The following is an 11543-nucleotide window of genomic DNA, read 5'->3' on the forward strand; positions in this document are numbered from 1 at the left end:
GGATGGTAACGATGTCGTGTCATGGACTCTGCCCTGACCTTGATCGGACTGCCCATCGCCCTCGGCATCATCATGCTCGGTCTGGGTCTCGGCCTGACCGTCGACGATTTCCGCCGGGTGGCCCGACACCCGAAGGCCGCCGTCATCGCGCTGGGGTGCCAGGTGCTGCTGCTGCCGGCGCTCTGTTTCGGCCTGGTGCTCGCCTTCGACCTGCCGCCGGAGTTGGCGGTCGGGATGATGCTGCTGGCCGCGTCGCCGGGCGGCACCACGGCCAACCTCTACAGCCACCTCTTCGGCGGGCACGTGGCCCTGAACATCACCCTGACCGCCATCAACTCGGTGCTGGCCGTGTTCACCCTGCCGATCGTGGTCAACCTGGCGGCGGCGCACTTCCTGGGCGACGCGAACAGCCTCGGCCTGCAGTTCGACAAGGTGCTGCAGGTCTTCGCCATCGTGCTCATCCCGGTTGCCATCGGCATGCTGGTCCGCGCCCGGGCAGCCCACGTCGCCGAGCGCCTGAACCGTCCGGTCCGGGTCCTCTCCGTCGTCGTGCTCATCGCGGTGATCGCCGGCGCGGTGCTCGGCGAACGCGACAACATCGCCGACTACTTCGTCTCCGTCGGCCTGGCCGTGCTGGCGTTCAACCTGCTGAGCCTCGGCATCGGGTACGGCGTGCCGCGGCTGGCCGGGGTCGAACGAAGCGCCGCGAAGGCGGCCGGGTTCGAGATCGGCATCCACAACAGCACCCTGGCGATCACGATCGCGCTCAGCCCGGCCCTGCTCAACAACGCCCAGATGGCGATCCCCGGTGCCGTCTACGGCATCGTCATGTTCTTCACCGCGGCGGCCTTCGGCTATCTGGTCAACCGGGTCGATACCCGGTCGGCGGCCGCCCGGGACGAGGCCGCCACGACGTGAGTCGCGGCGGGGGCCACTCGCCCCCGCCGTGACGACCGGCCGAGCGGGCGAACTTCGTTCCCTTGCTGTGTAACGATCGTTGAGCGTCATGCCGACTGCCCGGCTCCGCCTGTCCAGCTGTGCGTCGCCACGGCGGCCAGGCGGAAAGGCGCCACCCTCGTACCCTTTGGAGAGCACGATGTCCCTGCATCCGGCTCGGGTCTTCGCCGCGCTGAACGCGGTGCGACCCCCCGATCAGGCTTTTCCGGTCATGGACAAGGCGGTGGTTGTCGGCGGCAGCGTCGCCGGGATGCTGGCCGCGCGGGTGTTGTCCGACCACGCGGAGAGCGTCGTGGTGATCGACCGCGACGATCTGCACGGCACCGGTGGCCGTCCCGGCGTCCCACAGGGGACTCAGCTGCACGCGCTGCTGCCCGGCGGCTTCCTCCAGCTCGAACGCCTCTTCCCCGGGTTCCGGGAAGAGGCCCTGGCCCGGGGGGCGGTCGAGGCCCCGCCCCCCGCCCGGCGGAACTACCTCGACGGCCGGCTGAAGGTGGTCGTGCCGGGCGACGCGGACAGCCTGGCGGGCAGCCGACCCCTGCTGGAGTCACTTATCCGTCAGCAGGTGCTGCGGTTGCCCAACGTCAAGACGATCACCGCCCGGGCCACCGGGCTGGTCTTCGACGGCGCCGCCACCACCGGCGTCCGCTACGACGTCGGCGGCGCGGCCGGCGTCGAGCACGCCGACCTGGTGGTGGACGCGATGGGCCGGTCGAGCCGGCTGTCCGAGTGGCTGGAGGAGGCCGGTTGGGAACGGCCGGCCATGCGGCGGATGACGGTGAACCTGAACTACGCGACCGCCCTGTTCCGCCGCCGCGAGGCGCACCCGGAGCACGCGGTGGTGCTGGCCCTGAACAGCCCGCGCGTGTCGTCGGACGTGGCCGGTGCCGCGTTCTTCGCCATCGAGGACGGCCGGTGGATGGCCATGATGGCCGGGTACGGGGACAACCGTCCCGGCCGCACCGCCGAGGACTTCGTCCGCCGGCTGCGGGAGCAGTTTCCCCCGGACTTCGCTGAGGTCGCCGACAGCGAGATGCTCGGTGACGTGCAGACCTACCGCCACGCCGACAGCCGGCGACGGGACTTCCAGGCGCTGACCCGGCTCCCGGCCGGTCTGGTCAGCGTCGGTGACGCGGTCGCCTCGTTCAACCCGGTGTACGGGCAGGGGATCACCGCGGCGGCGCTGCACGCGGCCTGCCTGTCGAGCTATCTTCGACCCGGCCCGGATCTGGGCATACCCGCGCGGGAGTTCTTCGCCCTGCAGAAGGTCGTGGTGGACGTCGCCTGGTCGATGTCGACCTCCGCCGACCTCGCGCTGCCGCACGTCGACGGGCCCTACCCGCGCGGCTACCGGCTCTCCAGTTGGGTCAGCCAGCAGATCGTCACGGCGACCATCACGGACGTGGCGACCGCCCGCCGGTTCAACGAGGTCGTCTCCATGCAGGAGCATCCGCGTTCGCTGGCCAGTCCGAGGGTGATCCTGGGTGCTCTGCGGGCGAACTGGCGCGCCCGCTGACCGGTCGCCGCACGGCGATGCGGGTACGGTCGTGGCGCCTGCCGGCGTGACCGAACGAGGGTTAACCGGCGTAACCGAGAGAGGCTCCAGTGGCGTACGTCTTCCTTCTGCTTGCCATCGCGGCCGAGGTCACCGGCACCAGCCTGCTCAAGGCGACACAGGGTTTCACCCGGCTCTGGCCGACGCTCGGGCTGGTCGTGTCCTACCTGACGGCCTTCGCGCTGCTGGCCCAGGCGGTCAAGGGCATCCAGGTCGGCATCGCGTACGCCATGTGGTCCGGGCTCGGCACGGCCGCCATCGTCGCGATCGGGGCCGCCTTCCTCGGTGAGCCGCTGACCGTCACCAAGGTCCTCGGCGTCGGCATCGTCATCGCCGGCGTCGTGCTGCTCAACCTCGACAGCGCCCACTGAGTCGAGACCGAGTCCGCCCCACGTCGTCGTCGGCGCTGCGTAGGTGGCCGCCGCCGATGGACCTGCTGCCGCACCTGTATGATTGCACTCATTGCAATGTCAGCATATATTCCTCGTGGCGGTGGAACCGGGAGGGGTGCGGGGTGGGTGCTGGTCACGATCATGGGCAGCAGGTGATGCGCGCGGGGGAGAAGCACCGGGGACGGTTGTGGGCGGCCTTCGCCCTGCTGGCCGTCTTCATGCTGGTCGAGGCCGTCGGTGCGTGGCTGACCGGCTCTCTGGCCCTGCTCTCGGACGCCGGGCACATGTTCAGCGACGTGCTCGGCATCGGGATGGCGCTCGCCGCGATCACCGCGGCGAGCCGGGCCTCCCGGGACGGCCAACGCACCTTCGGCCTGTACCGGATGGAGGTCCTCGCGGCGCTGGCCAACGCGGTGCTGCTGTTCGGGGTGGCCCTCTACGTGCTGGTGGAGGCGGTACGCCGGCTCAACGAGCCGACCGAAGTCATGGCCGGACCGATGCTGGCGGTGGCGGTGGCCGGGCTGGTCGCGAACGTGGTGGCGTTCCTGCTGCTGCGCTCGGGCGCGCAGGAGAGCCTCAACGTGCGTGGCGCGTACCTGGAGGTCCTCGGTGACCTGCTCAGCTCGGTCGGGGTGATCATCGCGGCCGGAGTGATCGCGGTGACCGACTGGTGGTACGCCGACCCGATCATGGCGGTGGCGGTGGGCCTGTTCATCCTGCCCCGTACCTACCGGCTGGGCCGCGCCGCCGTGCGGGTCCTCGTGCAGGCCGCGCCGCCGCACGTGGACGTCGCCGCGGTCCGCGCCGGGCTGTACGCCGTCGACGGGGTGGCCGAGGTGCACGATCTGCACGTCTGGACGCTGACCTCGGGCATGGAGGTCGCCTCGGCCCACCTGGCCCTGGACGCCGGAGCGGACCTCGCCCGGGTGCTGACCGCCGCCCGGCAGCTGCTGCACGAGCGCTTCGAGATCGAGCACGCCACACTTCAGGTGGAGCCCGAGGGCGCCGAAGGCGTGTGTCACGGTGCCCACTGGTGACATTCCGGTCGCACGTTTTCCTCAGCGCATTCCCAGGCACCTGACAGCCAGCCGGTACAACATTGGTCGTCCCCGCACCGGAGGTTGACACTCGCATGACGAGGAACACCCGACTGACCATGGCGACGATCCTGGTGATGATCCTCGCCACGCTCGGCGTGCTGACCGTGCACCGGAACAGCGCACCGCGCGCCGTCGGTGACTCCGGCGAGGTCGTCGACCCGGCCGTGCTGGTCCGCGCCGACAGCCACCGGCTCAGCACCGCCGCCGACGGCCGGGTCACCCTGGTGGAATTTCTCGACTTCGAGTGCGAATCCTGCGCCGCCGCGTACCCGGCGGTGAAGGACATCCTCGCCACCTACCAGGACCGGATCACCTTCGTCGTGCGGTACTTTCCGATCCCTAGCCACCCCAACGCGGAGCTGGCCGCCCGCGCCGCCCAGGCCGCCGCGAACCAGGACCGGTTCGCCGAGATGTACGCCCTGCTCTTCGAGAACCAGGACACCTGGGGGCATCAGCGCACGCCGCAGACGGAGGTGTTCCTCGACTACGCCCGGACGCTCGGCCTGGACCTCGACCGGTTCCAGCGCGATCTCGACGACCCGGCCACCGCGGCCCGGGTGGCCCAGGACTCCGCCGACGGCGAGTCCGTCGGTGTGCGGGGCACCCCGACGTTCTTCCTCAACGGCCGCCAGCTGACGCAGGCGCGCAGCCAGCAGGACCTCGCCGCCGCCATCGACGCCGCCCTCGCCGGATGAGCGCCGCGGTCGACAGTCGTCCGGATGTCTCGCCGGACACGGGATTCCTCGCCCGGATCACCGCCTGGGTGCTGACCCTCGGTGGCGGCATCGGCCTGCTCGCTGCGGCCACCCTCACCGTCGAGAAGATCAATCTGCTCGGCAACCCCGACTATGTGCCGTCGTGCAGCATCAATCCGATCCTGTCCTGCGGCTCGGTGATGACCACCCCACAGGCCGCCGCCTTCGGCTTTCCCAACCCGCTGATCGGCATCGCCGGCTTCGCCGTGGTCACCACCATCGGCGTCGTCCTGCTCGCCGGAGTACGTCTGCCGGGCTGGTTCTGGCTCGGCCTGCAGGCCGGCGCCACCTTCGGCGTGATCTTCGTGCACTGGCTCGTCTACCAGAGCCTGTACGTCATCTCCGCGTTGTGCCCGTACTGCATGGTGGTCTGGGTCGTCACCATCGCGATCTTCCTCTACACCACCCTGCGCAACCTGCGGCAGCTTCCGCCGTCGTCTCCGCTGGCGCGCCTGGCCGGGCTCGCGAGTTACCACAGCTTCGTCCTCGTCGCCTGGTACGCGGTGATCCTGCTGGCCATCCTGGTCCGCTTCTGGGACTACTGGTCCAGCCTGCTCTGACGGGGCCCCTGGGAACCAGATGTCCCGGAGCGCGTGATGTCACACAGAAGTGAACATGTCCCTGTGACATCACTGCCGACCACCTGTATCGCCTCGGCGTGCGGTCAACGGGTGCCGGGGCGGCGGGCCGACCGTGTGAGGCGACCCGCGCCGGTCGAGCGCGGGCCGCCGGGCGGCGGTGGCCTACGGCGCGGGGACGACCTCCTGGCCCAGCGGCCAGATCGCGGCCGGGACGAGCTTGAAGTTGGCCACGCCGAACGGGATCCCGATGATGGTGAGGCAGAGGCTGACGCCGGCGACGATGTGGGTCAGGGCCAGCCACCAACCGGCCAGGACCACCCAGATGACGTTGGCGATGCCCGAGGCCACACCGACGCCCGGCTTGGGCACCAGGGTGCGGCCGAAGGGCCACAGCGAGTACGACGCCAGGCGCAGCGAGGCGACGCCGAACGGGATGGTGACAACGAGTACGAAGCAGATCAGGGCGGCGATGCCGTAGCCGATCGCCAGTACCAGCCCGCCTCCGAAGATGAGCCAGAGCACGTTCAGCACGAATCGGATCATGAATCCATGATGACCGCCGCGTGCCACCGGCCACCGCGCGGGCGACCGGTGGCACGCGGGGCGCATCAGCCGGTGACGCCGGTGACGTTGCTGCCGGACTTCGTGACGCGGTAGGTCACCTGCGCACCGCTCCAGAAGTGGAAGGTGAGGGTGACCTGAGCACCGTCGCGTACCTCACCGAAGAAGGTGTCGGTCAACGTGATGCGGTTGCCGGTGTAGTCGGGTGCGAACGTGACGTCGAACTCCTTGAACGACGTCCAGTCGTGCGGGCCGGCGTTGCTGCCGTCGGCGTACCTCGCCTCCATGGTGGCGAGCTGGTCGCCCCGGAACTGGGTCGGGATGGCGAACGAGCCGGTCGATCCGGTCGCGTTGGACAGCACCGGGGTGTCGTAGGTGATCACGTCGATCCGCCAGGGGACACCGCCGGAGAACCGCGCGTGCAGGGTGGCGTTGACGCCGTACGCCCGGCTGCCGACCAGCCGGGTCAGTGCGCTGGCGGTGATGGTGAGCTGGCTGCCGGAGATGGTGTAGTCGGTGCCCCGGACCAGTTCGGTGCTGCCCTGGCGCAGCCCGGAGAAGGTGGTGCCGTTCAGGTTCAGGGTCAGCGACTTGGCGGTGATCGCACCGGTACGCGGGACGTACACCTGGTCGGCGGAGGCGGTGCCGGAACGGGTCGTCCAGCTCGACCTGATCTGCGCGAACAGCTCCGCGTCCCGCCACTGGAAGGTGGTCCGGTTGAAGTGCTGGCCGTTGTCCCAGAGCTGGGTGGTGAGTCGCTTGGTGCGGGCGTAGTGGCCGAAGAACTCGAAGAACTTGAGCTTCTCGCCCTGCTGGATGGTGCCGGTGTGCCGGTCGAAGCCGAGCAGCCCGTACTCGCCGATGACTACCGGGATGCCCCGGGCGACGAAGGCGTTGTGCACCCGGTCGAACGCGTCGGTGAGGTCCTGCTGGGTTGCGGCGTCGAACCGGGTGCCGCCGGCGACGTTGACGCTGAACGGCCAGTATCCGTAGAAGTGCACGGTGGCGATCAGGTTGCGGTCGCCGAGCTGGCTGAAGGTGGCGGTCAGCTCGTCGATGCGGGCCTGGTCGGAGGAGGTGTGCAGGGTCGGCAGGACCAGCATCCGGGTGGCGTTGTTACCGCCGGAGGCCCGCACGATGCGGTGGAAGTTGACGTTCAGCTCGTTGAGCAGTTGCGCATTCTGGGCGTCGCCGGAGCTGTTGGCGAACTGCGGCTCGTTGACGCTCTCGAAATGCAGCTTCGGCGAGGCGTCCCGGAACGCGGCGGCGATCTGGGTCCAGAGCGCGTTGTAGCGGTTCAGGACGGTGGTCCGGTTCGTCGGCATCTCGTGGATCCACTGCCACGAGTCGTGGTGAATATTGATCATCACGTAGAAGCCGTCCTCCAGCGCCCAACCGACCACCTCCTTGACGCGGTTCAGCCAGGCGGCGTCGATGGTGTACGACGGCGCGGGCCCGTGGTGGTTGCTCCAGGTGACCGGGATCCGGATGCTGTTGAAGCCCTGCGCCCGGACGGCGTCCAGCTGTGCCTGGGTGACGCGGGGGTTGCCCCATGCGGTCTCGTCGGCGCCGATTGCGTCGAAGGTGTTGCCGAGGTTCCAGCCGGGCTGCATGGCCGCCACGTAGGCCATCGGATCGCCGACCGGCGGCGGGCTCGTGGGCGGCGGCGTGGTCGGTGGCGGGGTGGTCGGTGGCGGTGTGGTCGTCGGCGGCGGTGTGGTGGGGCCGACGCTGCCGGTGCAGGTGACCCCGTTGAGGGCGAAGGTGGTCGGAGCGGTGTTGCTGCCGGACCACGACCCGTTGAAGCCGAACGACACCGTCTGGTTGGTGCCCAGGGCGGCGTTGTAGCTGACGTTGGCGGCGGTGACGTCGTTGCCGGCCGAGGTGACCGTGGCGTTCCACGCCTGGGTCACCCGCTGGCCGGAGGGGAACGTCCAGGTCAGCCGCCAGCCGTTGAGCGGGTCGCCGAGGTTGGTGACGGCCACGTTGGCGGTGAACCCACCCTGCCACTGGCTGGGGGCGGAGTACACCACCCGGCAACCGGCAGCCGCCTGGGCGGCGCCGGCGTTGACCAGGCCGACCCCGGCCAGCAGTGCCGCGATGCCGCTGGCCACCAGGCCGAATCGCCAGCGTGTCCTGCGTAGTGTGCCCCTCAGCCCGGCCATGACGCTCCTCGTGTGGTGATGGTGTCGACGGGTGGCTGGCCGGGTGTCGCCGGACCACCGGAAACGACCGGCCGGCTCGCACCATAAGTTGGGATCATGAACTTTGTCAATCGACGTACCGCGATATGAAGTGCTTCGGTGCAGGTCGCGCCAGGTGCGGCAGCCCCAGCCGTTGGCTCGGCGGATGCGTCGGTGACACCGGGTAGGTCGGCAGCGAATGAGAGCCGCCCGGCGGGGTAGTCGGCGGCGTGACGGCGGCGGACGAGCGGGGCCAGGGTGGCGGGCGTGGTGCCGCCGGCCGGGCACGGGACGGGGTCGCGCTGTTCGTCCGTAGGATCGGCCGGCGGGCCGGCTGGCAGGAGCGGCGCCGGACCCTGGAGCTGTACGCCATCCTCGCCGTGCAGGCCGGGGTGGCCGCCGCGCTCGCCTGGGTGGTGGCGCACGAGGTGCTGCACCACCCGTCGCCGGTCTTCGCGCCCACCGCCGCCGTCGGCACCATCGCCGCCGCGATCGGCCGGCGGACCCGTCGTACCGTCGAACTGCTGCTCGGCGTGCTGGCCGGCCTCCTGGTCGGTGACGCCCTGATCGCGGTCATCGGCACCGGTCCCTGGCAGATCGCCACCGTGGTCACCCTGGCGATCCTGCTCGCCCTGACCATGAGTCGGGGCGGGGCGGTCGTCAGCCAGGCCGGCGGTACGGCGGTGCTGATCGCCACGCTCGCGCCGGTGCAACGTGGCCTGGAGCTACCCCGGGTCATCGACGCCATCATCGGTGGGCTCTCCGCCGTGCTGGTGGTGGCTCTGCTGCCGGTCAACCCGGTGCGGATCATCCAGCGGGCCGCCCGGCCACTCTTCGCCGCCCTGATCGACCACCTGCACACCGCCGCGGAGGGGCTGACCACCGGTGATGCCGCAATGGTGGCCGCGGCCCGGGACGGAATGAACGGACTGAGCCCCCAGCTCGGGCTGCTCAAGGACGCCATCTCCGGTGCCCAGGAGGCGGTGGCGGTCTCGCCGGCCCGCTGGCACCGCCGGGCCGAGTTCGAGCACTACCAGCGCGGCACGCGCTACCTCGAACTGGCCGTCCGGGGCGGTCAGGAGATGCTGCGCCGAGCGGCCACCGCCGTCCACGACGGCGAAACCGTCCCACCCGGGCTGCCGGCCGCGGTGCACTACTTCGGAGACGCCCTCGCGCTGCTCCAGGTCGAGGTCGAGAGCGGGCACCGCACCCAACGGTCCGAACAGCTGATCCTGAAGGCGGTGGACCGGGCCGCCGAGGCATTCGACGACGGGGTCGGCTTCTCCGGCGGCGTGGTGGTGGCCCAGATCCGTACCGTCGCCACCGACCTGCTGCGCAGCATCGGCTGCCAGGACGAGGAGGCCGTCAGCGTGATCCGGGAGCGGTTCGAGCGACGGCGTGCCGTCCACTCCGACGAATACTCCGCCGAGCCCGACCGCTCGTGACCACCCGCCCGGCCCGGCCGGTGCAGAGCCGCCCGGCCACCGTCGTCCTGGTGGATCCTCACGCGTGCAGCGTCCGGCTGGGTGGGAATCCGTAGGTGGCGTGGTAGCGGGCGGTGAACCTGCTGTGGCTGAGAAAACCCCATCGCGAGGCGATCGCCGACACCGTCTCCTGCCGTGGGTCGGCCTGTAGCAGGTCGAGGTGTGCGCGGTCGAGTCGGACCCGGCGCAGATGCGCCATCGGGGTGGTGTCCAGGTGCCGGCGGAAGGCCAGTTGCAGGGCCCGAAGCGATACCTGGGCCGCAGCGGCGATGTCCGCCGCCCCGATGTCGCGGTCGGCGTGCTCGTCGATGAACGCCGTCGCCCGGCGCAGCGTGGCGTTGGTCGCGGCGAGCCGGTCCGTCGTGGTCGGTTCTCCGGCGGTGGTGTTGGGGAAGACGGCGAGGGCCGAGGCGGCGAGCATCCGGGCGGCGTTGGCGATGACCAGTGGCTGCCGGTACGCGGACGGGTTCCCCAGGACGACCTGGTTGAGGTAGATGGTGGTGTGCCGCCACAACCGGGCAAGCGCCGGCGAGGTGGGGGTCAGTCCGGTGAACTGGACGGTTGCCGCCCGGTCGGTCGGCTCGCCACCGGTCACCCTGGCCAGCATGGAGAGGCTGAGCAGGCAGGTCGTCACCTTGCCGGGCAGCCAGCGCACCGAGTAGGGCAGCCCGGGAGCGGCGGCCAGGAAGACGTCGCCCGGCCCGAACCGACCGTCCACGCCGCCGCAGGTGCGGTCGATGCGGCCGCTGACGACCTGACAGATCACCAGTGCGGTGGGTGGTTCGACATCGATATCGAGTTGGGTGGACTGATCCACCGCCTCGAGCCAGAAGGGGCCCGCGTCCACCCGGTGATGGCGGAACCGGTAGCGGTGGCCGGCCGCCCGGATCGTCATCCTGGTGCCGTAGGCGTGCACCAGGAAGTCACGGATGGTGTCCGGGTCGTGGCTGTCGAACCGGTGTGCCGTCGGAACCTTCGTCTTCATACGTCTCCATCAGCGCGGACGGAGGGCGCTGCCGCGCGCCGGGCGAGGCCCGGTGCGCGGGGTGGTGGATCCGGTGCGGGTCGACTCGAAGTCAGGATTCCCATAGATGGTATCCACAAAGGAGGGAATCCCGTGGCCTTTTCGTGGCATCCGCGTCTCGCCGGTGAGCGGTCGCTCGTTGTCGACATCGGGCGGGAGTTCGTTTTCGGGCTAGCCGGAGCGGTTCCCGTGCGCACGCCGGGCTAGCCGACGACCGAACGTGGCCGTGATCATGCGAAGAGTGTCTAGAGAGAGGTAGCTGATCGACCTGAACGGATGAAGGGATGGGGTGTTGGAGACCAAGGATCCGATCGACATCGTCCGCCTGGCGACGGCTGAAGCGCTCCGGCGGATCGCCGGGGAGGCACTTCTGACCGGCATCATGGGAACCCGGCTGTCCGCCCTCTCGGGCGGCGTACGGGAGGTGCTGCGCGCCGCGCTGGTGGCGCAGCAGGTGGCGACACCCACGCGACTGATCGCGCTGTGCCGCACCCTCGACCTCGGGCCCGACGCCTTCGACCTGTTGGGACACCACGTGCTGGGCGCGCTGGTCGGCTACCGCCCAGGGCCCGACGCCCTGGTGCGGGTGGGTGGTGCACTCGGCCTGGCTCGCCGGGAACTGTTCACCCCCCGGACATCGGCGCCCGGCGATGCAGTGCGGGTGCCGACCCGTGCCGGCATCCGCAACAACGCCGCGACCCGCTACCGGTCGACGAAGCCGCCGGAGCACCTGCCCTCGCCGCCGGCCTGGACCTGCACCGGCTGTGGCCGGGAGTGGCCGTGCGCGGTCAAGCAGAGCCAGCTGCTCGCGGAGTTCGGCGGCGCCCGCGCCGCCCTCGCGGTCTATCTGGGCTCGTGCCTGCTGGCCGCCGCCCGCGACCTGCCGGGCCTACCGCTGGCCCGGGCGCGCAACCGGTTCCTCGGTTGGTTGCCGCGCCGTCCGTTCTGATG

General features: G+C 70.4%; 11 protein-coding genes. 8 read left to right on the top strand and 3 right to left on the bottom strand.

Annotation, left to right across the window (positions count from 1 at the left end; genetic code table 11):
• The first annotated feature begins 21 nt into the window (after nucleotides 1-21).
• From BMY89_RS02880 to BMY89_RS02905, 6 genes are all read left to right on the top strand, one after another.
• Nucleotides 22-918, top strand: a complete 897-nt coding sequence (locus BMY89_RS02880; RefSeq protein ID WP_092374319.1) for a bile acid:sodium symporter family protein — start codon at nucleotides 22-24, stop codon at nucleotides 916-918.
• A gap of 178 nt (nucleotides 919-1096) precedes the next feature.
• Nucleotides 1097-2473 carry an FAD-dependent oxidoreductase gene (locus BMY89_RS02885; RefSeq protein ID WP_175510268.1) on the top strand — a complete coding sequence of 459 codons (1377 nt, stop codon included), beginning with the start codon at nucleotides 1097-1099 and terminating at the stop codon, nucleotides 2471-2473.
• An 89-nt stretch (nucleotides 2474-2562) separates the two neighbouring features.
• On the top strand, nucleotides 2563-2883 hold the full coding sequence (locus tag BMY89_RS02890; protein WP_092374322.1) for a DMT family transporter: 321 nt from the start codon (nucleotides 2563-2565) through the stop codon (nucleotides 2881-2883).
• A 143-nt stretch (nucleotides 2884-3026) separates the two neighbouring features.
• Nucleotides 3027-3941: a cation diffusion facilitator family transporter gene (locus BMY89_RS02895; RefSeq protein WP_092374325.1), complete on the top strand. Its 915-nt coding sequence runs from the start codon at nucleotides 3027-3029 to the stop codon at nucleotides 3939-3941.
• Nucleotides 3942-4036: 95 nt separating this feature from the next.
• Nucleotides 4037-4699, top strand: a complete 663-nt coding sequence (locus tag BMY89_RS02900) for a DsbA family protein (protein WP_092374328.1) — start codon at nucleotides 4037-4039, stop codon at nucleotides 4697-4699.
• Nucleotides 4696-5319 carry a vitamin K epoxide reductase family protein gene (locus BMY89_RS02905; protein WP_092374332.1) on the top strand — a complete coding sequence of 208 codons (624 nt, stop codon included), beginning with the start codon at nucleotides 4696-4698 and terminating at the stop codon, nucleotides 5317-5319. The genes BMY89_RS02900 and BMY89_RS02905 overlap by 4 nt, the downstream gene beginning before the upstream one ends.
• Before the next feature lie 183 nt (nucleotides 5320-5502).
• On the opposite strand, the gene BMY89_RS02910 is transcribed toward BMY89_RS02905, so the two are convergent.
• Nucleotides 5503-5883 carry a YccF domain-containing protein gene (locus BMY89_RS02910; protein WP_092374335.1) on the bottom strand — a complete coding sequence of 127 codons (381 nt, stop codon included), beginning with the start codon at nucleotides 5881-5883 and terminating at the stop codon, nucleotides 5503-5505.
• Nucleotides 5884-5948: 65 nt separating this feature from the next.
• Nucleotides 5949-8066 carry a cellulase family glycosylhydrolase gene (locus BMY89_RS02915; protein WP_092374338.1) on the bottom strand — a complete coding sequence of 706 codons (2118 nt, stop codon included), beginning with the start codon at nucleotides 8064-8066 and terminating at the stop codon, nucleotides 5949-5951.
• A gap of 248 nt (nucleotides 8067-8314) precedes the next feature.
• On the opposite strand from BMY89_RS02915, the gene BMY89_RS02920 reads away from it, so the two are divergent.
• Nucleotides 8315-9529: an FUSC family protein gene (locus tag BMY89_RS02920; RefSeq protein WP_092374341.1), complete on the top strand. Its 1215-nt coding sequence runs from the start codon at nucleotides 8315-8317 to the stop codon at nucleotides 9527-9529.
• 58 nt (nucleotides 9530-9587) lie between these two features.
• Here BMY89_RS02920 and BMY89_RS02925 read toward each other — a convergent pair whose 3' ends face one another.
• Nucleotides 9588-10553, bottom strand: a complete 966-nt coding sequence (locus BMY89_RS02925; protein WP_092374344.1) for an AraC family transcriptional regulator — start codon at nucleotides 10551-10553, stop codon at nucleotides 9588-9590.
• A 328-nt stretch (nucleotides 10554-10881) separates the two neighbouring features.
• Between BMY89_RS02925 and BMY89_RS30785 the strand changes: the two genes are divergently transcribed.
• On the top strand, nucleotides 10882-11541 hold the full coding sequence (locus tag BMY89_RS30785; protein ID WP_232521020.1) for a hypothetical protein: 660 nt from the start codon (nucleotides 10882-10884) through the stop codon (nucleotides 11539-11541).
• Nucleotides 11542-11543: the final 2 nt, after the last annotated feature.

The organism is Micromonospora phaseoli (genome assembly GCF_900109115.1).
Lineage (GTDB): Bacteria > Actinomycetota > Actinomycetes > Mycobacteriales > Micromonosporaceae > Micromonospora > Micromonospora phaseoli.